Genomic DNA, 21,140 nt, shown 5'->3' with positions numbered 1-21,140 from the left:
AGTTTTATCATGAAAAACCTCGTGCTGGCCTCTTCCTCACCCTATCGACGGGAGCTGCTGCAGCGCTTGCGTATACCATTTGAAATTATCTCACCCGACATTGACGAAAGCCCTCAACCGGAAGAATCCCCGGAAGCACTCGTCAAGCGCCTGTCGCTGGAAAAGGCCATGGCGATCGCCCACCGTTTTGATAACCACCTGATTGTTGGCTCGGACCAGGTCGCAGTTAACGATGGAAAACTGCTGACAAAACCGGGCAATTTTGACAACGCCTTTAAGCAGCTTTGCTCAGAGTCCGGCAAGAAGGTTCGCTTCCTGACTGGCCTGGCATTGCTGGATAGCGCCACCCAACAAAGTCAGGTAGACATGGTAATAACAGAGGTCGTCTTTCGCCGGTTAAGTGACACGGAAATTACTGAATACCTTTTAAAGGATACCCCGTATAACTGTGCCGGCAGCTTCCGCAGTGAAGGACTGGGCATCACGCTGTTTGATGCTGTTTACAGCTGCGACCCCACCGCCCTGATTGGATTACCCTTGATCAGCCTGAATCGAATGTTGATGAACATCTTAAAGTAGTATTTAAAAAATTATTATAACTAAATGTTTTTTATACTATTTATAACCATTTCAACATCTGAAAATTTATCCAGACACGCCAGCGGTCGATACCGGGTCAATCGCCGAGAATCATGGGCGCCATAGCTCACCCCTATACTCGACATTCCGGCATTGGCAGCCATCGCCAAGTCATATTCTGTGTCACCTATCATGATTGACTCATCGGGAGGACACTCAAACTCTTTCATCAACTCAATCAGCATCAATGGATCAGGCTTGCCTGCCGTCTCATCGGCGCAGCGGGTGCCATCAAAAAACTGCTCCAGCTGGCGGGCTCGCAACACCCTGTCCAGGCCGCGACGACTTTTACCGGTCGCAACAGTTAACAGATAGCCCTGATCCTTAAGGCGCCGCAGGGTTTCAGAAACTCCACTAAAAAAAGGTGATGGTTCACGATCTGCTTCAACAAAATGGCGGGAATAGCTGTCCCGCATGGCGTCAATCTGCTCACGCGCTATGTCGGGAAACAAGGTGGTTAATGCATCCACCATCCCCAACCCCACAATGTTGCGGGCATCCCGATCGGAGGGAGGAGGCAAACCGACCGACTCCGCGGCGCAACGAAGGCAATGAACAATCCGGGAAAGCGAATCACAGAGTGTGCCGTCCCAGTCAAAGATCAAAAGCTTGGGCACCGACAGTTACTCCAAATTAGTCAACAGAGCGGTCAGATCGTCGGGCAATGGCGATCGAATTTCAACAAGTTGGCCATCGGGCAAACTGACTTTCAACTGCCCCGCATGCAGAAACATCCGTTTCAAGCCTTTCTCTCGCATTTGGCGATTACACTCAACGTCAGCATACTTTTCGTCTCCCGCCAGCGGGCAACCCGCAAATTGGCAATGGACACGGATTTGATGGGTACGCCCTGTCTCCAGAGCCACTTCGAGTAAAGTCGCGCCTCGATAGCGATGCAAAACCTGAAAATGCGTGACTGATGCCTTGCCCTCCGGGTCCACCTTGACAATCCGCTCGCCCGACTTCAGCTCATTTTTACGCAGTGGCGCACTGATCCGCTTCATCCCTTTCGGCCAACGGCCGCAGCACAGCGCCTGATAGATTTTGACCACACGGCCGGCACGCATTTCTTCCTGGAGATGACGCAACATGGAGCGCTTCTTGGCGATCATCAGGCAGCCGGATGTCTCCCGATCCAACCGATGAACCAATTCCAGAAACGGTGCAGCAGGCCGAGTGGCTCGCAGCGACTCGATCAGGCCCAGGCTGACACCACTGCCACCATGAACCGCCAAGCCAGCTGGCTTGTTGATCACCAGGAACGCGGCATCTTCGTAGACGATATTCTGCTCAAGCAATTGCTGCAGCTTTGGGCTGGGCCCTGCTGGCACATCACGCTCCGCTACCCGAACAGGTGGAATTCGCACTGCATCACCGACTTGCAGGCGATATTCTGCTTTGGCCCGGGAACCATTCACGCGCACTTCACCTTTGCGAAGGATTCTGTAGACTCGCGATTTCGGTACGCCTTTCAACCGACCCAACAGAAAATTATCTATTCGCTGACCGTCATGGTTCTCGTCAATTTTAACGAAGTGGACCCCTAAAGAGCCATTTTGTATCTCAGTCATAGGGTATGTCCGGAAAAAGGAGGTGGATTCTAGCAGCTAGCCCTGACAGAGGCATCCATGAAAAAGAAAAAATCGCTGATAATCATACAATTAACCGGATTTTTACAGGACTGTAAATTGAAGAGAAAGACAATTGCTGATATATTAACCCCACGTTGAATCGGGTCCGAAATTAGTTCGGCAAAGACGACTGCTCTCACCAAGTCAATATTGACAGGGTAGCCCCACTCAACGCGGCGAAAGCCCTTTTGATTTATTACGCCAGTTGTCCCGCAAACCAGCTAGGACAGCTGCCACAGAAAACCGCGCTGAATGCGCAGAGGTTACCACAAGATTTTTTGAACGATATATCGTACGCCAGGCATTGCCAAGCCAGACACGTGCTATTTACCTGCCAGTCGCCGGTTACATTAGCAACCTTTACCGCTCGGCTTTTGCCTCTTCGGACGAATAAGTGGCACCATAGCAATCAAGTTGAACACTCGATGGGAAAACCGGACAGAATCAGTGATTGATAAAATTAAAGTGTTTAAAAACAAGGGGTTATGACCTTATTTCTGCCGTCTTTGTACGTCTAGACGGTATACACTGCTTTGCTATTTATCCAGTTATATTGCTCATTTTATAGTGGTGCTTCTGCTGCTCTTGTAAGGCGCAAGACAGTAGGATTCTTCAATGAAACGCATGCTTATTAACGCTTCCCAGCCAGAAGAGCTTCGGGTAGCACTGGTCGACGGACAACGTCTCTATGACCTCGACCTAGAAAATCGTACCAGAGAACAACGTAAAGCAAACATCTACAAAGGCAGAATAACCCGGGTTGAACCCAGCCTTGAGGCCGCCTTCGTGGATTATGGAGCAGAACGCCACGGCTTCCTTCCCCTCAAAGAAATCTCCCGCGAATACTTTTCCAGGAAATCATCAGACGCCGATGGTCGCATCAAGATTCAGGATGTTATCAAGGAAGGCACTGAAGTCGTCATTCAGGTGGAAAAGGAAGAACGTGGCAATAAAGGGGCGGCATTAACCACATTTATCAGCCTCGCAGGTCGATATATGGTCCTGATGCCGAACAACCCCAGAGCCGGTGGAATTTCGCGACGCATAGAAGGGGAAGAGCGCTCAGAACTGAAATCCGCGATGCGAGACCTGCAGATTCCAAGCGGGGTGGGCGTCATTGTCCGCACAGCTGGAATCGGGCGGTCAGCAGAGGAACTGCAATGGGATCTTGACTATCTGCTGCAACTTTGGGAAACCATTCAGGTCGAGGCCAACAACTGCAAGGCCCCCCACTTTCTGTTTCAGGAAAGCAACGTCATCATCCGTGCTGTTCGCGACTATTTGCGACAGGATATCGGCGAAGTTATTGTGGATAACCGCGAAGCCTATGAACTTGCCTCGGCATTTATCAAGCAGGTTATGCCCAACTTCCAGAGCCGGGTGAAGCACTATGAAGACCCACTGCCTCTATTTAATCGTTACCAAATTGAAAACCAGATAGAAACCGCCTTTGAGCGAGAAGTAAAACTGCCCTCCGGCGGCTCGATTGTGATTGATATCACCGAGGCACTGGTTTCTATTGATATCAATTCCTCCAGGGCAACACGCGGCAGTGATATCGAGGAAACCGCACTGCGCACCAACCTTGAAGCCGCTGATGAGATTACCCGTCAACTGCGACTTCGCGACATTGGCGGCCTGGTGGTTATTGACTTTATCGACATGGGGTCTGCCAAAAACCAACGCGATGTGGAAAATCGCATGCGCGATGCCCTTGAACTGGATCGCGCGCGGGTTCAAGTGGGTAAAATATCCCGTTTTGGCTTGCTTGAAATGTCCCGTCAGCGGTTGCGGCCATCATTGGAAGAGACCACCTCGAAAGTCTGCCCGCGCTGCCTTGGCCAGGGAACCATCCGGGGCACCCGGTCACTTGCCCTGTCCATTCTTCGGCTTGTTGAGGAAGAGGCACAAAAAGAGTTCAGTGCAGAAATCCGGGCAATCACCCCTGTCTCGGTGGCAACCTTTCTACTGAATGAAAAGCGCAGAGAAATTTTTGAAATAGAGAAGCGCCACGGCTCCAAAATCATTATTCTTCCCAACGAGAATCTTGAAACACCACATTTCGAAGTACAGCGTATTCGGGAGCAGGACGGCCTTGCCAGTGAGTATAGTTACCGTCTTACCAACACATTATCCGAGGATTTTGCTGCTCCGGAGAATGACCATGTTCAGCCTGTGCCCCCGGCTCTACAGCCGGCGGTCAAAACGCCAACACCGTCGCAACCGGCACCGGTACCTCTAGAGAAAATCACAAAAATCGTCGAAAAGACTGGCAAACCCGGACTATTGCGCCGCTTGGCCATCCTGCTCTTTGGTAAAACTGAAAAGCCGGTTGAACACGACACAAAGCCGGGCTCAAAAGAGCGTGACAAAAATGATAGTCGTTCTCAGGGACGCAACCGTCGGCCCGATGCTCGCCGCAATAACCGCAATCGCAACAAGCCAGGCAACCAAAAAGCAGAGCATCGCGATAACACCAATACGCCCGAAAATGGTGAAAAGAAAACCCGGCAGCCACGGCAGAACCGCAAACCTCAACAGGAAAAACAACCTGAACTGGATGCCGTAAAAACTGAGCCGGATGCCTTAAAAACTGATAGGGAAGAAGAGTCCTCGCCCAGCACCCGGCCACCCCGCCGGGAGGGCGACAAACGACGCTCTCCCCGCCAACGTCGTCAACGCCAGGAAGTTCCAGCGGAACTACTCGCAGCTGTTGAGGCCACTGTCGCTGAAACGTTGCAGACGGAGCCACTGACCGACCAAACCAAAACCGTGACTCACACAGAAAACAGCCCACGGCCCAGCGACACAGACAAACCGTCCCGGCAGGCAGATAAAGATTTGACCGAGCCAACAACGGCTAATGACACGATAACAACGTCATCTCAGGTAGAAGCGAGCAACCAGGGGCCATTGAAGCTATCAGTGGATTCTGACGACGCTGCGGATGACGAAAATGCTGAAGTGCCCATGTCAGAAGTTACCACTGTAGTCGACGAGCGGGCGGATGAAACACGCGACATTAAAGCGATCGACAAACCTGGTCAACGTGCCGAGACAAACGCAGAGGATGAGGCAGAACCGGCCAGAAAGAATACCGAGACCTCCGATGGTGGCGAGTCCCTCACGAAAGCAGAATCACCCTCTTCTGCTACCGAGATGGAAGCCACCACTAGTGAAGAAGCTGTTATTCCTTCGGACGACGCTGTTATTCCTGACATTGTGGATGAAGCTGTTTCTGAGCCCACTGACCAATCTGCACCTGGGCTCATTGACGACGGCCAGAAGCAACCTACCCGGGCCAGCAATGACCCGAGAATTGCCCCTCGCCCCGTGGAAAAAATTGACATTGCTACTGACACACGTACCAAGCCACTCCCACAGCCACTGGACACATCACAACCCTCACCCGTCACTGTTGAGCCGGTCAAGATTCCACGGGCGATCAATGATCCTCGAACACAGAGCGGGGATAAGGAAGGCGGATCATTGGAAACGACCGCCATTGAAAAGGCGGTGGAGGCATCAAAAACAGAAACCGTTTGAAAGTAATGGAATAGCTGTCAGCGAATGCAGTTTGGCCTTGTCTGCGGTTGAATCCGCTGTATAATCGGCCGCTATTTTATGGCCTTCGGGCCAAGTGAACTTTGTTGTTTCCCGGACACAAAGCCACGAAAAACAATCACAGGAGGGATGGCTGAGCGGTTGAAAGCACCGGTCTTGAAAACCGGCGTAGGTTAATAGCCTACCCAGGGTTCGAATCCCTGTCCCTCCGCCAATTTTGTAATGCCCTTGTCTACAAGGGCTTTTTTTTGACACATCGGCAGACAAAACTACCGCAGTATAAAAAAGGTTATAGCCATGGATAAGCCCGATATAAAGCGCGGCGACTGGATTATTCTCAAACCATCAGAAGATGCAGAGGGTATTGAAGCGCTCGTCTACAATGTCCGTGAAGACGGTTCGCTCTTTGTTGGCTATCACCAACACAGTTTCAAGACTATTAAAGCCAAGGCAGTTTGGGCTGAGACGTACTGGCAAGTTGTCTAGCCAACGAAATTCCTGCTTTCGGGTTTTCACCCAGTGATCACTCGTCACCCATCAGCTCAGTCTATTGCTTTTATCAACGACCATCCTTCCTGTATTAATCTCATGACCCATTCAATAATGCATTAGAGGTGGAAGATCTCCGCCTTCGGGTCGATTTCTGCCATTGCAGTCGATTTATGCTACCTTTTCATATAATGCATCCATTATGCCCCAGCTATTTGCAGCCCCCCTGTAATGTGCAGAATTGACAGCGGTTACCATAAAAATGGCACCAACCAGCTACTGTTTCTGGTGGTGCTCGCTGCTTGCTCGATTGCCGCTGGCTGTGCGGCTACATCCACTGACACCAGTGTCGGCTCAGCACAATCGAACAACTGGCATGGCCTTTTTATCGATGATATGGCAGAGAAGCTGCCAACACCGGACTCTGTGACGGAATTACCGGGGGGCGGAAAAACCTATCGATGGACCAGAACAGAAACCGTTGAAACCCTTTCATATTCCAATTACAAACGATCTGTTCAGGCAACCTGTATATTTCAGGTAACGACAGCACCGGACACCTCCATCAAAAATGTGGTCAATCGCGGTCACGAGCAAGTCTGCCAATATTTCACAGACAAACTGTAAGTCCCGAGTCTAAAGCCGACAGGAGCAGTTCGGCTTATTAATCCCGTCCTGGCCCATCATGATTGTCATGTATTCCAAACGGTGGTTATATGGAGACAGATCAGCTTTTCGGGTTCATGTAAAAGGAATACAGTCTCCAGCGATGAAGCTCAACCCAACGCGCAAATTTTACAACCAATGTTTGCCATGGCTGCTGTCGGGACTCACTCTTCTGATTGGCGGCACGGCCACATTGACCTACTGGCACCACTATGAAAAACAACAACAGGACGCTGTCAATCTTAAATTCCAGGCAGAGTCTGACCAACTGACCGCCCATATTTCGCAACAGCTCAACAGTTACAAGGTAGTGATGCGCGGTATACAGGGTTTCTTCCGGGGATCCGAGCAAGTCACCTACCCCGAGTTTTCGCGCTACATCGCCTCGCTGGATATCACCCGGGACTTAAGGGGTGTTCAGGGGATAGGCTTTGCTATCCCTGTGGCACGGAAAGATTTGACGGCACATCTCGCGACCATGCGCAGGGAACTCCCAAGACATTATCAAATAACCCCCGCTGTCGGCAATCGGGACGAATTGGCCCCGATTATCTATATTGAACCATTGGCGGATGACAACCTTACCGCCCTGGGGTTTGATATTCTGAGCAACCCGTTAGCCCGTGAAGCAGCCGAAACGGCCAGAGATACCGACAATATTGTTATCACCAGTCCACTGACACTGGTACAGGATCAGTCAAAGCAGGCTGGTCCAGGCTTTGTTATGTACCTGCCGGTTTACAAGAACGACCATGGAGTGGCAAATATTGCAGAACGTCGGGCAGCCTTATTGGGCTGGGTAGATGTGCCATTCCGGGTAAAAGATCTGCTGACGAGCCTTAAAGAGAAAATCAATCCGGATATCGACATTGAAATCCACGATTTCTCGGCCAGTGACAGTCATACCCTACTCTTTCATGGTGACACCACAACCCATCAGCAACGAGCAATATCGGGCGAATGGCAGTATCAGCAGGAAATTGACATAGGCCAAAGAAAATGGACGTTGTTGCTGAGTAGCACACCGGCATTTCGAGAAAATGCAGTACTTCCAACCCATCCATGGGTGATCTCCGCGACCGGCAGCACTCTCAGCCTCGCATTGGCCCTGCTGGTTCTGACAATCAGCCAAAGCAGAAATCAGAATCAACGCCGAGCCTTGCGCCTTGGCCGTCTCTATCATGCCCTGAGCCAGATCAATCAGGCCATTGTCAGAATGGATTCGGAGGATGAGCTGCTTCCTCTGGTGTGCCAGATGGCAGTCGAGTTTGGCGGGATGAAAATGGCTTGGATCGGCCTGCTGGATGAAATGCCGGATAAAAGTACCGTGAACATTACTCCTCTCACCAGCTATGGCACCGGCGTCAATTACATCAACAGCCTCCGCGTCTCGCTTTGCAAGGATGAGCCAGAGGGACAGGGTCCAACTGGCACGGCCATGCGCGAAAATCGCCCGGTGGTCATTAATCACTATTTAACTGATCCAAACACCAGCCCCTGGCATGAACGAGCCAGACAGTTTGGCTGGAGATCAGCGGCCGCGTTTCCCATACAGCGACAGGGCAAGCCCTTTGCTGTGCTTAACGTCTATCACGACAAACCTGCAGCCTTTGATGAAGATGCCATCAATCTACTCGTGGAAATGAGTAGTGATATCAGTTTTGCATTGGATAATTTTGACCGGGAAACCCAAAGAACCGCCATGGAAACAGCCCTCGCTAAAAACGAGGCTACCATGAAAACCATAATGGAAAATATTGGTGCCTGTATCTATCTCAAGGATACCAAAGGGCACTATACCTTCGTGAATCAACAGGTACTTGAATTATGGGGCGTTGATAAATCAGAGGTCATCGGGTTTGGGGATGATAAATTTTTTGACACACACACAGCAGAACGCGTACAGGCCAATGACCGACGGGTCTTTGATCAGGGCGAAATCATACAATGCGAAGAGACCGATACCGTCAAGAGCAGTGGTGTGACCCGAATATTCTGGTCCATCAAGCTCCCCTTGCGGGATATCAATGGCCAGATCTATGCCCTGTGTGGCATATCAACGGACATCACTGAACACCGTGAAAAAGAGGAGAAAATACGCTATTTAAGCAATTATGACGCATTGACTGGTCTGCCAAATCGTACACTGCTAAACGAGAAAGCCCGTGCGGCTTTGGCCATTGCAAAAGCGTCCGGCACTCAGGTGTCTCTGCTTTTCATTGACCTTGATCGCTTCAGTATCATCAATGATTCCCTCGGCCACAGTGTCGGCGATGGAGTCCTGAAACAACTTTCCCGACGGCTCAGCTCAGAACTGAATCTGAATGCGACACTCAGTAGGGCGGGAGGCGATGAGTTCTGCTTGCTATTACCGGGTATCGATACCAGCGAGGTCACAAGAATTGCACAACAGCTACTGGATATCATTACCTACCCGGTAAATATCAATGAACGTCGCCTTACCCTCACTGCCAGTATAGGTATTGCCTTTTTTCCCGATCACGGCAGCAATGTCGAACGATTAAGCCAATCCGCTGATGCCGCACTTGCCCAGGCGAAACACAAAGGTCGCAATAACTATCAGATTTTCAACGAAGTCATGCGTAGCGACGCCAATGAAACGCTATTGATTGAAAATGAGTTACGGGAAGCCATTGGCAAACAACAGCTGAGTGTCCACTATCAACCCCAGCTTGATATGCAATCCGGCCGAATCTTTGGTGTTGAAGCCCTGGTCAGATGGGAACACCCTGAGATGGGCATGATATATCCCGGCCGCTTTATCCCTATAGCAGAGGAAAGTGGTCTGATTGTTGATATCGGTAACTGGGTACTGGAAACTGCCGTCAGGCAACAAGCGGCCTGGTTATCCGAAGGACTGCCGCTCACTTCAATTGCGGTCAACCTTTCAGCACGGCAAATATACAAGGATAACTTCTCTCAAACAGTGGAGAGCATACTTGAGAAATATCAGCTGCCCCACGCAATGTTAGAACTCGAGTTAACGGAGCGCATCGCAATGGAGCACTCAAGCAGGACCTTGATCACCCTACATCAGTTACAATCCCTGGGCATCACGCTTTCCATCGATGACTTCGGCACGGGTTATTCATCGCTCAGCTACCTGAAGAACTATCCGGTAAAAAAACTCAAAATTGATAAATCGTTTGTCGACGGACTGGACAATAACGCAGAGGACCAGGCCATTGTGGTAGCAATTATTGGAATCGCAAAAGGGTTGGGCTTTAAAACCGTAGCCGAGGGTGTGGAGACAAAAGAGCAGTGGAAATTTCTGCATGATCACGGCTGTGATGAATACCAGGGCTATTTCTTTAGCAAACCCGTGGCAGCCGAATTTATTCCCGCATTGCTGGCAGCCGCTTCAAAATAAATTTTTATCGGGGATAGATTGCAATTACCACCTATAAAATACTTTTTTTATTTTTTAACCGGTTTATTTCGCAGATTCATGACAAGATAAATATTGGGATTGAGAGGTTCATCCTGAAAAAATACGCGACACCCTCCATCGACCTGCACCAGCCAGGCAGTACCATCAGCCAAGAAATGAACACTCTCGACTGCGCCGTCGGGTTCGACCCACTGGAATAGGGCCCCAACACTCGTTTCAATTGGAATATACAATTGCCACTCCCCATGAGGGCTATCAGCCTGGAAGGGAATTTCAACATCGCCGCTATCCAACCGCATTATTCGCACCCGGTAAGGACACAGTCCATAAATTTTCAACGCTGTCAGCAACCCTGCCAGATAACCACAACAAATCTCGGTTTCTAACATGCCTTCTTTCGAAACTTCATTTTCAGGCTTAATGCCATCACTCAAAGAACCATCACGGCTGGTTACCGCCCAACCAACGTAGTCCGGTAGGTGGTCGGCGTAAAGCGTAGCGGACCTGGGTTTAACATGGTGGATAAAATGATCACGTAGTCGCCTGATGTCGACAGTAAAGTTTTTAAGCTTTGTGATTTTACAGCTGCGATCAATGGCATGGGGCTCGGGTGTTTGGGTCGACATGGCCCGTCTGGATTGGTGCGAGCTGCCGGGGATCGCCCTGAGATGTTTCAGGTAGGCAACATAACCAGACAGGTAATGTTCAACATCATCAATACGAATACGGAAGGCATGATGGCGAATGAAAAAACTGCCTACAATTTTATCCGGATTCTGAAAAAACATGGCAAATTCAGGCCAGAAATAACCGTTTAAGAGATAGATAGCTCTCGCCTTGAGGGCTTTTTCGAATTTATCGAGATTAATCTCCCGCAGCAGATGTGCAAATTCGGGTTGCCGCTGGAGGCGGTCGATCATAGCCTTGGTCGCCATCATCAACTCGAGCAAAGTGGGAAAAGTCGTCATGCGTTTTTCAACAAAATCCAGATAGTCCGCAACGTTCATAATCCCAAAACGGTAATAGCGTTCATCGGGGCGGTACAGGGTTAATTCGTTAACACAATAGCTAAGCCAATGATCGTGGTATTGCCAATAGTCCTCAGCGATAAAGTGCTCAAAGGCTTTTTCGACCGCATTGAGCCACCTCTGATCGGCAGTCAGTTTATACAGCCGCATCAGTGCGAATGCCGCTTCGCCGTTGTAGTAGATCACCCGGAAAGATTCCTTGATAGTCAAATCCGGATAGTTGAGTACATGTACAAAGCGGCCACTCTGCTGGTCCTGCATAAACAGGATACCCTGTGCCAATGCATCCAATAGTTCCAGATAATCTCCCGATCCCGTCAACTCCGTATACTTAACCAGCATCAAAATGCAGACGGCGTTGGCGCCCAATTTGATTTCGTCTTGCAAATCGATGACGAAAGCCGCAGCTTCATTATTTTCCAACCGCACTTTTTTCACCAGATGGGCCAACAAATAGCCCATGGATAGTTCGACACTCGCCATTAGTGTCGCATCGCCAGTGATCTCCCAGGCCTCCAGCATGGCGTAGAGTGTGCTGGCATGGCGCAACGAATTATAAGTATTGATAGACCGATCAAAACAGGGATGCCAACCATAGTGAAAACGCCCGCTGCCCTGTACCTGGCTGGCCAGATAGCCGCTACCACTGTGAATCAGGGATAACAGTGTGTCCGGTTTCAGCTCAACAATCTTGCGCCGTCCGGCACTGCGCCCCGACGGGTAGAGCAATTGCGGTTGCTCGTCATTTGCACAAAAGGCCCCACCGGTGGTCAGCATAAAGACGTTGTCGGCATCGGAAAAAGCCAGTGCTTCCAGGCCAAAACGCTTGCGTGCGTATCTGGTAAAGTTTTTTTCATTCAAGTATGCATGAGGGCATTGCACGCCACCGTAAAGCATGGCATTGGCATTGAGCTCTTGCTCAATAAAGGCAATTTCGAACGACTCATCCAGCGCCAGGCCATAGCGAAAGTAATTGCGCTTGAAGGTCTTTAGGCATTCCCGCAGTTGCCCGAGCTGCAATGGTTGCACAGCCGAAACCCAGTCAACCCGCAGCCAGATATTCCCATCGTTACTGCTGCCAAGCCCTGCCAGACAACGTCCTACCACGGTGTGCCAGGCATCGGAAAAAGTATCGGCACTGGCGTGGAATACCCTTGCCCGGCTGCGGCCATCGGACACCGACAGAAAAACTGTAAAGAGCGGATAGGGCCGATTCAGAGGCCTGATGTTGGACGCAACAATGGGCTCAATACGGGAAATTACATCTAACAAGGCCATACTACCTGGTTGTCCCTAGCGCTCCCTCAGAGCTTCTCGCGCATTATTGATCGGTTTCATCAGGTAATCGAAAATTGTTTTTTCACCGGTACGGATATCTACACTAGCGATCATCCCCGGCACAATGTAAAACTTGGCTCCGGCATCATTCTGTAAAAAGTCCGTGTCGGTGCGGATAAAAACATGGTAATAAAAAATTTCCGGATTGACCTCATCCTGGGTCGTATCTGGCGACACAACACTGACCTTGCCATCCAGATCGCCATAAGTGGTGTAATCGTAAGCTGTAATTTTTACCTTGGCAGCTTGACCGGGTCTGATATAGGCAATGTCACGGGGCGATATTTTTGCCTCGATCAGCAAGCGCCCATCCATGGGCACAATTCTCATCAACTGTCCATTGGGTGCCACAACACCGCCAATGGTGGTCACCTCTATATTCTTGACAATACCCTGCACAGGCGATTTCACCGTCAGGCGTGACAATTCATCCGTCCTGCCTCTGACAACTGACTCCAGAGACTCCGCCTCTGCTTTGGCTGTGGCCAGATCCTCACGGGCGAGGATCATATATTCCGAGCGTTTTTCGCTGGCCTTCAGCTCCAGTTCCGAAAGTTGACGCTCCAGACGTAAAACCTCTACATTGCTGGCGGCACCGATGTCTGCCAGAGAACGGGTAAGGGTTAGCTCTTCCTGCACCAACTTCATGGATTTATGAAGGCCAGCCAGTGAATCACTCAATCCCTTGCGTCGGGTATTGTAAAGTCTCGTTTCCCTTTCCTGCAGCGCAGGAAATTCATTGAGACCTTCAGGGAAGATCAATTGACTGCCGTTGACCTCTGCCTCCAAACGCGCAACCTTTGCCATCGTGGCACGGTAGCGGGTGGCACTCTCTTCCACCTTTGACTCCGTTTTAGTAAGATCCAGTTGCGCCAATACCTGACCGGCTTCAACGATATCTCCCTCACTGACACGAAGATCCTTGAGTATCCCCCCTTCCAAAGATTCAATAAGCTGCTCCCTGGATGAAGGTATAACACGACCAATCCCACTAGAAACTTCTACGACAACAGCAAAGTAAGACCAGAGTAGAAAGCAGGCTACCAGGCAGACACAACACCAAACGATATTGATCGCTTTAACGATCTGAGAATCGTCAACATAGTCATTGTAGTGTTTATGGCGGTCGCCATACTGCACCAGTGCATCAACACTGTATTCACCGACACCAATCTTTGCGTCTGATTTGGGAAGGCAACGTTTCAACCATGTGCCCAACGACAGAAAAAGCCCTGATAAACTATTTCTAGTGGCCTGTTGCATTTAACTCTCCCTGGCCTGGAGTTGCCCAACAGGCTTTTTGGAAAGGAAGGCCAACACCTTTTCCTTCTGGTCATCAAGCACCACGCTGCCGTTATCTATCACGATAATCCGGTCAACCAGGTTTAGAATGGGCATACGATGTGTCGCGACCAATAAAGTTTTAGAGTCGGTCCATTCTTTGAGTCGTTGAATAAAATGTTTCTCTGTTGCCTCATCCAGTGAGGCAGTCGGCTCATCGAGCAGGATCACTTCAGAACGCCTGAGCAGCAAACGTGATAACAGTAGAGATTGCCTCTGCCCCCCGGACATCCCCAAACCACCCTCCTGGATTAAATGATCCAATCCGTCATGGAGTTTATGGATAAAGTCCCTGGCACCCGTCTGCTCCAATACCTCATACAGATCTTCATCGGAGGCATCAGGTGCTCCCATAAGCAGATTTTCGCGAATGGAACCGTGGAACAATCTTGCATTCTGGCTCAGCAAGCAGACATCTCGCCGGACATCCGCAGGATCTAAATGCGCAAGGCTGACCCCATCCAGAATGACCTCGCCAGCGGCGGGCTCCAACATACCGGACAACGCCTGAAGCAATGTTGATTTACCGGCACCATTTCGGCCCAAAATTGCCACTCGGTCACCCGGTGAAATTTCGAGTTGTTTAACTTCCAATGCCGCAGTTTTGGTTCCGGGATAATTAAAAATTGCATTGTTCATGCGAAATTGCCCGCGAATAAAAGGCTTGTGAACGCGTTTATCATTAGCAGGATTGTCGACATTTCTTTGCATAATTTGATGCAGGCTGCTCAACGCCACCTTGGACTGCTGCCATTTACTCATCAGTTGGGTGAAGTGAGACATGGGTGCCATCATCCTGGAGGCTAAAATTGAAGCGGCCACCAGGGAGCCCACTGTCAAATCTCCATTCATTACCATTGGCGCACCAAACAGGACAACACAGGCAAAGACAATGTTCTGCAACATTTGTGTCCAAACACCAAGCGTGTTGGCAATAAAACGTAGGCGCAGGTTTACATCCCCGGTCACCGCATTGAAATAATTCCACTGCTGTTGAAAACGCTGCTCCGCCTGCAGGGATTTGATGTCTTCCATTCCCTGCACAGCCTCAACAAGCATTGCGTTGCGCAAAGAGGATTCACGCATTGCCTCGTTGGCCAGCTCGCGTAATTTCGGTTGTACCAGGATTCCCGGTAGAATCAGCAACAGCAATGCACACAGTGGAACAAGCGCAAGCGGCCCCGCGATATACCAAAGAATAAAACAGAACAGTAGAAAAAATGGCAGGTCGGCAAAGGCTGTGACAGTACTTGAAGTGAGCAATTCCCTGATGTGCTCGAGTTCCCGAATCTGCGCGATAAACGTTCCTGTGGAATTTGGCTTTTCGGAGTTCTTAATGCGCAAGGCATGTCCGAAGACGCGATCCGATACCCTGATATCGGCAATTTTTCCCAGCAGATCGGTAATTTTGACACGCATGGTGCGCAAGATGAAATCAAACACCATGGCGACAATCACACCACTAAACAGGACATATAATGTTGGCAGCGAGTCCGCGGGAATGACCCTGTCATATACCTGCCGGGAAAATAATATGCCGGCAAGCGCCAGGATATTCGCCATCAGTGAAGCCAGCATCACATAGCTGTATGGTTTACAGTCGCTCAGCACGATTTTTCTAAACCAGTTCTGCTCAAAGGGCTTAATGTAATCGTCGACCCTTGCATCGGTGACAGCACTGATTGGTCGGACAATAAGCATCAGAACCGTATGCTGAAGCAGCTCTTCCCTGCTCATCACACTTTTCAGGCCTTGATCGTGGGCAAAGCAGACACCGACATCCCCGTCTCTGCCAATTTTTTCAATAACAACCACCTGCCCATCATCTAAAAGCGCAATCAGAGGCAATCGCCAAGAGGTCATCTGGTTGCTATCCAGCTTGCCTGATCTACAGGTCATACCGATTTGCCGAGCGAGGCTGCGAACAACTTCAAGGGTAGGTTTATCTTTGGTCCATGCAGATGCAAGGCGAATATTCTCCCGGGAATATTCAAGGCGGTAATAATTGGCGACAAGAATAAGTGCCTCTAGCCACTGACTATGATCTTCCACTATGGTCGGTGCTAGCTGCCCCTCAGATGGAGCAGAGGAGTTCATCCGGCTATTCATGGATTGATGCTAACTCCCTGGAAAAGACTCTCATTGACAGCAAATGCATCTCTCAGTCCAGCGACACTGTGTAAGCAATCAACCTGTAAACGTTGTATTTCGTAGGAATCATTTTTGATGTCGAAGAGCGACTGAAATATTTCAGCCTCTGTATTGAGGATATCCAATAGCGTACGGGTACCCAGGGAAAGGTACTGCTGGCGATAAAGTTCCTGCGTTTTCACAATATCGTCGTAACGCGCATCCAGAAATCTTATTTTTTCTGACAACAATTTACTTTGAACTTTTGATTCACGCAGGGCTCTTTCGACATCCAGCAGCGCTGACTTCCTGGCCGCGATGGCCCGGTTCAAAGCATATTCAGCGGACCTGCGCCTTGCACTGATTGCGCCCCCTTCATAAAGCTTGCTCTTCAAATCCAGAGTGAGCGTAAAATATTCATCGTCGACCAACCCATTGTCATTGGCTGGATTAAAAAAATGGTCATAACCCGCATTGAGCGACAACGTAGGCATAAATTCGGCTTTGGCCGTTTTAATTTTTTGCTTGGCGATGGCCTGTTCCGCTTCAGCTATGACTAACCGCGGTACATTATCAAATTTTTCCGGCACCCACTGACAGAAATTGCTAAGTTCGGTCGGGAACCCCCCTGTCAAATGAAGATCAGAATCAGTTCCAATCAGGTTCTGCAGGGTTGTAGTCCAGACATTGAGCTTGGAGCGGTATTGACTGGCCGTTGCTTCAGCTGAATGTTTGCGCGACCGGGCCTGTATTTCATCCGAACGTGAACTCGCGCCCTTTGCTGAACGCTTGCCAGCAAGATCCTGAAGATCCCGGATCGCGACAACAAAACGGTCAGAAATTTCGACCAGCTCCTGATAACGTTGAACTTCGATAAAGGCACGAGCAGTATCCCTTGCCAAATCATCAACAGCCATTAAAACAGCCGCGCGATCGCGTACAATACCGTATTGAGCGCTGTCAACAACGCTGTCAACCTTGCCGAAATCATATAACAACTGTGAGACATTGAAATTAAATGACTCGTCACTTCTACCCGAAGTCGTTCTATAACCAGAGCTCATTCCTGAACTAATTTGTGGAAAATATCCGCTCCTGGCTTCATTAACTATTTCCTTCTGCTCATAAAGCTTGCCAAGTGATTCGGCAATATCAGGATGGAAAGCAATAGCTCGGTGAACGACAGCGTAAATATCCAACGGACTGGACAATTCTTCCTTCATGGTCGTCAACATGGTGTTTTTCGAATAGATACCCTCTTCATCAACACCTGAATTCTGGTCGAGCTGTGATTGCCGGGAGCTCTCGGAGTCACCCTTCGAAGAACGCCACAAGGCAGTGGTATAAGACGACATGGCTTGTTGATCAAACGCCTGCTTATCACCGTCGATGCCGGACTCTAGCGGATCTGCTCGATTTTCGTGATTGTCGAAATTAACAGCCTGAGAGGTTTTATCGCTGAAGGGTTGCTTCTCGGAAGTAGATAAATTTTCAGAAGACCTTATATTCCCTTCTTTTTTTTGGCCCTTGCCAACTCCCTTCAATTCCTCCTTTTCATTCACGTCGTCTACTGCGCTGTTCGCTGCCGACGGATCCTGATTCTCTGTTATCCGGTCAAAAAATTCTGATAAGGTCTGGCTCTGTCCCGGCTCAACAGTACTCTCCTCTGAGTCGACTTTCTCGCCTTCAGCCAGATTTTTCTGAGTGGGGATAATAATGGCAGCTCCGGCATGTGTCGGCCCAGAACCCGCCATATCCTGACCTGGTTTGAGCAACTTTAAACCAGACTGCGATTCTTTAGTCTGTACGCCTGTCGCCACGACTTCCGTGGAGTGTATTATTTCAGGATCGGTTGAAACTGCAGTGGCCCCCACAACAGATTGATCAACCAAGCCTGCTTCACCTGACGCATTATTCAATGCAACAAATTCCGCTAATGACAGGTTGATTGATGTGGCCTGGTTATTATCACCAGAGCTAACACTAGTCCCGCCGGGATTCGTGTCCTGCCCATAGACAGCCAGAGACGTTAACAGCGTAAACAGGAAAAAAGGGATCTGAAAAAACCCCAATCCCTTTGCATAAGTTCTTGTCATTATCATCCAAATCAAAACAAGTTAGCGGCAACGGGCTGTCTGAGCCCGATGCCGCCATCAATAACCTCGACTTTATCTCGAGGATTTTTATACCAGAGCAAGTTCCTGGGACAGTGTTGAAGAAAGGCCAAAGCTCAAGTCAACGAGCAGATCCCCCACTGGGGCACCATCGCCGAGTAACCCTTCCATCACACCATCGCCAGTACCGACGACGGGACTGGCCAGCCCTACTACGGTTCCAACGGTGCTATCCAGCAACCCACCTCCAATGGTATCTGGACCGAGAATGCTGTCGAGCAGACCGGTTACCAGGCCGTCTTCGCCGGCCACACCCTCGACTACATCACCACCCAGAACGCCGCCAACCAGGCCGTCTTCGCCCAACACGCCGTCCAGCAGACCACCGCCCAGAACACCGCCGACCAGGCCGTCTTCGCCCACTACGCCGTCCAGCAGACCGCCGCCCAGAACACCGCCAACCAGGCCATCTTCGCCCAACACGCCGTCCAGCAGACCGCCGCCAAGAACACCACCGACCAGGCCATCTTCACCCAGTACGCCATCCAGCAGGCCGCCGCCCAGAACACCGCCGACCAGGCCGTCTTCACCCAGCACGCCGTCCAGCAGACCGCCGCCCAGAACACCACCGACCAAGCCGTCTTCACCTACTACGCCGTCCAGCAGACCGCCGCCCAGAACACCGCCAACCAGGCCGTCTTCGCCCAACACGCCGTCCAGCAGACCGCCGCCAAGAACACCGCCGACCAGACCGTTTTCGCCCAGTACGCCATCAACCAGATCACTTCCCAAAACATCGCTCACTACGGAGCCTTCCTCTCCAATTAGATCGTCAACAAGCACACCAGTGGTGTACCAAACATTGTCTGCAAGCACACCGACGCTCCCGGCAGTATTGTCAACAAGGTGGTCAGTGGTTTCGAGCAGGTTATCAACCAACTCAACGGCTACCGCACCGGTACCATCAACAACGCCATCTGCAGTAACGGCTACTGTGTCGACAAGACCATTAACCGTACCCAGGACGCCCCCTACTAACTCAGTGGTATTTGGTAGGTTCAACATGTGTTTCTCCATCTAGGTTTTTTTCAATAAAAGGCCGGAGCCATTGGTAATTACTATCTAAAACTCAAATTGTGTACTTACCCTTTGAAGCCTATAGTTCGTTCAATTTACTTAAATCAAACAACAGAAATTCCACTTTGAACCCACAATTCGTTTGTATCGCCCACTTGGGTATAAATCGTGTACTCAACACCATCTGCATTTCCTGTACCGGCTGTCTGCCAATCGCCAACCAGGGTGACAGAATCATCACCATCGCCCGTGATGTACAACCGTTCAGTTTCGGCGTCAGTCACATTGATTAAATCCTCCAGGCTGATCTGAAGATCAACCGCACTGGTATTATTCAGATCGATTGCCTCAATATTCGCAATGCGGTCGGAGAGGTTCTCGAGATTAAGACTGATGTCACCACCTTCCCAGGCAAGCACATCAAAACCTTCTCCTCCATCGATTGCCGTAAAACTGGTATCGGGGACCGAAATGAAATCATCTCCGGTACCACCGGAAATAATGTCCGCACCACCCCCGCCAATCAGCACATCATTACCAGCACCACCGGCCATCAACTCAGCCTCTTCCGTACCAGTAAAGTAATTACCCAGCTCGTTGCCGATATACACGGACCCTTCGATCACCAAGTCTTCTGTCGAACCCAAGAGACCACCGACCAGTGTGTCAATCAGGTCTACCAGAGCACCCGTGGGATCAGCAATAACGGATGTACCCTCACCAACAAAAACAATTTCGGTAGAGCTGACAGTGCCATCGGCCTCGACAGCGGTAAAACCAAGGTTGACTCCCTCATTTCCTACCAGCAGCCCAAGGACACTATCCAGTAAATTGCCAAGCACCGTCAGCGGGATAGAAAAATTCCCGTCCTCATCGACATCCACAAGAATGGTTCCGCCATCGACAGACGAGAGTAAATCATCCTGGAAAACATCGATCCGAATCTGATTTGCACCCACGGCCGTCCCGGTAATGTCCGAACCCAATAGCAACCCCAATAGCGGCGTTACTACCTGCAGGTTGGTCGGTGCCGCCACTTCCCCCGCTATCACGACCGAGTTTGAATCACTGACATTACCAGCAGGGTCTTCAGCGACGGCAGTCACCGTAGCGCCATCAGCCAAGGGCGCGTCAAGTACGATAGACCATTCACCATTGCTGTCCGCTGTGGTTTCGTAGTCATAGCTGCCATTATTGTCAGTATCAATTAGCACAGTGCTATTGGCTTCAGCCTGACCACCAATAATCACACCAGCTGATTCTTCCAAAACCGGAGCATCTGGGGGACTAACATCCAATTCAAAAGTAACTGTGTTAGAAGATGATTCCCCTGCGTCGCTAACGACAACAGCAGCAGCCTCGACCTGGCCCTCCGGGATGCCATCCAAATCCAATATCAGCGTCACACTTCCAGCATTGATATCATCTTCTGTCAGGGTATAACTTGTGATCGATTCACTACCGCCAGCGCCGATTACCGTCACACGAATCTGATCTCCAGGCACTAGCACCGCGTCGGGATCCAAGGTAATGCTTGCCTGCACCCCGGCTGTTATTTCTGCCTCATTGATATAACCGTCATCGGCATCAGGCACCTCTAATACGGTGGCATCGGCATCGGCATCGGCATCGGCATCGGCATCGGCATCGGCGTCTGCATCGGCGTCTGCATCGGCGTCTGCATCGGCGTCTGCATCGGCGTCTGCATCGG

General features: G+C 50.3%; 13 protein-coding genes and 1 tRNA gene. 6 read left to right on the top strand and 8 right to left on the bottom strand.

The genetic code is table 11. The features are described 5' to 3' along the window. The first annotated feature begins 9 nt into the window (after window positions 1-9). On the top strand, window positions 10-579 hold the full coding sequence (locus QZ516_RS12175) for a Maf family nucleotide pyrophosphatase (RefSeq protein WP_297190249.1): 570 nt from the start codon (window positions 10-12) through the stop codon (window positions 577-579). A 20-nt stretch (window positions 580-599) separates the two neighbouring features. Here QZ516_RS12175 and QZ516_RS12170 read toward each other — a convergent pair whose 3' ends face one another. Both QZ516_RS12170 and rluC read right to left on the bottom strand, forming a co-directional pair. Further along, window positions 600-1,256 (bottom strand): HAD-IIIA family hydrolase, encoded by a 657-nt coding sequence (locus QZ516_RS12170; protein ID WP_297190247.1) that lies wholly within the window; start codon window positions 1,254-1,256, stop codon window positions 600-602. A gap of 6 nt (window positions 1,257-1,262) precedes the next feature. After that, window positions 1,263-2,210: a 23S rRNA pseudouridine(955/2504/2580) synthase RluC gene (gene rluC / locus QZ516_RS12165; protein WP_297190243.1), complete on the bottom strand. Its 948-nt coding sequence runs from the start codon at window positions 2,208-2,210 to the stop codon at window positions 1,263-1,265. Between the two features lie 675 nt (window positions 2,211-2,885). On the opposite strand from rluC, the gene rne reads away from it, so the two are divergent. The 5 genes from rne to QZ516_RS12140 all read left to right on the top strand — a co-directional run bounded on the left by rne (window position 2,886) and on the right by QZ516_RS12140 (window position 10,380). Then, complete coding sequence (gene rne / locus QZ516_RS12160) at window positions 2,886-5,816, top strand: ribonuclease E (protein WP_297190241.1); 2,931 nt, start codon at window positions 2,886-2,888, stop codon at window positions 5,814-5,816. 141 nt (window positions 5,817-5,957) lie between these two features. Then, window positions 5,958-6,048, top strand: a tRNA-Ser gene (locus QZ516_RS12155). Window positions 6,049-6,131: 83 nt separating this feature from the next. After that, the gene (locus tag QZ516_RS12150; RefSeq protein WP_297190236.1) at window positions 6,132-6,320 is read left to right on the top strand and encodes a hypothetical protein; all 189 of its coding nucleotides are present in this window, start codon (window positions 6,132-6,134) and stop codon (window positions 6,318-6,320) included. A 234-nt stretch (window positions 6,321-6,554) separates the two neighbouring features. Continuing rightward, on the top strand, window positions 6,555-6,950 hold the full coding sequence (locus QZ516_RS12145; RefSeq protein WP_297190234.1) for a hypothetical protein: 396 nt from the start codon (window positions 6,555-6,557) through the stop codon (window positions 6,948-6,950). A gap of 142 nt (window positions 6,951-7,092) precedes the next feature. After that, window positions 7,093-10,380 (top strand): EAL domain-containing protein, encoded by a 3,288-nt coding sequence (locus tag QZ516_RS12140; protein WP_297190231.1) that lies wholly within the window; start codon window positions 7,093-7,095, stop codon window positions 10,378-10,380. Window positions 10,381-10,427: 47 nt separating this feature from the next. Here QZ516_RS12140 and QZ516_RS12135 read toward each other — a convergent pair whose 3' ends face one another. The 6 genes from QZ516_RS12135 to QZ516_RS12110 form a co-directional block, all read right to left on the bottom strand. Further along, window positions 10,428-12,701 carry a hypothetical protein gene (locus QZ516_RS12135; protein ID WP_297190229.1) on the bottom strand — a complete coding sequence of 758 codons (2,274 nt, stop codon included), beginning with the start codon at window positions 12,699-12,701 and terminating at the stop codon, window positions 10,428-10,430. Window positions 12,702-12,722: 21 nt separating this feature from the next. Continuing rightward, on the bottom strand, window positions 12,723-13,973 hold the full coding sequence (locus QZ516_RS12130; protein ID WP_297190227.1) for an HlyD family efflux transporter periplasmic adaptor subunit: 1,251 nt from the start codon (window positions 13,971-13,973) through the stop codon (window positions 12,723-12,725). A 57-nt stretch (window positions 13,974-14,030) separates the two neighbouring features. Next, the gene (locus QZ516_RS12125; RefSeq protein WP_297190225.1) at window positions 14,031-16,217 is read right to left on the bottom strand and encodes a type I secretion system permease/ATPase; all 2,187 of its coding nucleotides are present in this window, start codon (window positions 16,215-16,217) and stop codon (window positions 14,031-14,033) included. Then, window positions 16,214-18,334, bottom strand: coding sequence for a TolC family protein (locus QZ516_RS12120; RefSeq protein ID WP_297190222.1), 2,121 nt, complete (start codon window positions 18,332-18,334; stop codon window positions 16,214-16,216). The genes QZ516_RS12125 and QZ516_RS12120 overlap by 4 nt, the downstream gene beginning before the upstream one ends. Before the next feature lie 87 nt (window positions 18,335-18,421). After that, a complete protein-coding gene (locus QZ516_RS12115) occupies window positions 18,422-19,417 on the bottom strand; it encodes a hypothetical protein (RefSeq protein ID WP_297190220.1) in 996 nt (331 codons plus the stop codon). Window positions 19,418-19,533: 116 nt separating this feature from the next. Further along, window positions 19,534-21,140: Ig-like domain-containing protein (locus QZ516_RS12110; RefSeq protein ID WP_297190217.1), on the bottom strand; the 1,607-nt coding region annotated here is incomplete at its 5' end.

Origin of the sequence: uncultured Porticoccus sp. (assembly GCF_913061305.1) — a bacterium.
Taxonomy (GTDB): Bacteria; Pseudomonadota; Gammaproteobacteria; order Pseudomonadales; family Porticoccaceae; genus Porticoccus.
Note: the sequence above shows the minus strand (reverse complement) of the source record. Positions and strands in the feature narration are given on the sequence as shown.

What these genes read in the sequence shown, in the direction of transcription:
- QZ516_RS12175 (WP_297190249.1), top strand. Translation starts at nt 10, where the DNA reads ATGAAAAACCTCGTGCTGGCCTCTTCCTCACCCTATCGACGGGAGCTG.
- rluC (WP_297190243.1), bottom strand. Translation starts at nt 2,210, where the DNA reads ATGACTGAGATACAAAATGGCTCTTTAGGGGTCCACTTCGTTAAAATT.
- rne (WP_297190241.1), top strand. Translation starts at nt 2,886, where the DNA reads ATGAAACGCATGCTTATTAACGCTTCCCAGCCAGAAGAGCTTCGGGTA.
- QZ516_RS12150 (WP_297190236.1), top strand. Translation starts at nt 6,132, where the DNA reads ATGGATAAGCCCGATATAAAGCGCGGCGACTGGATTATTCTCAAACCA.
- QZ516_RS12145 (WP_297190234.1), top strand. Translation starts at nt 6,555, where the DNA reads ATGTGCAGAATTGACAGCGGTTACCATAAAAATGGCACCAACCAGCTA.
- QZ516_RS12140 (WP_297190231.1), top strand. Translation starts at nt 7,093, where the DNA reads ATGAAGCTCAACCCAACGCGCAAATTTTACAACCAATGTTTGCCATGG.
- QZ516_RS12125 (WP_297190225.1), bottom strand. Translation starts at nt 16,217, where the DNA reads ATGAATAGCCGGATGAACTCCTCTGCTCCATCTGAGGGGCAGCTAGCA.
- QZ516_RS12120 (WP_297190222.1), bottom strand. Translation starts at nt 18,334, where the DNA reads ATGACAAGAACTTATGCAAAGGGATTGGGGTTTTTTCAGATCCCTTTT.
- QZ516_RS12115 (WP_297190220.1), bottom strand. Translation starts at nt 19,417, where the DNA reads ATGTTGAACCTACCAAATACCACTGAGTTAGTAGGGGGCGTCCTGGGT.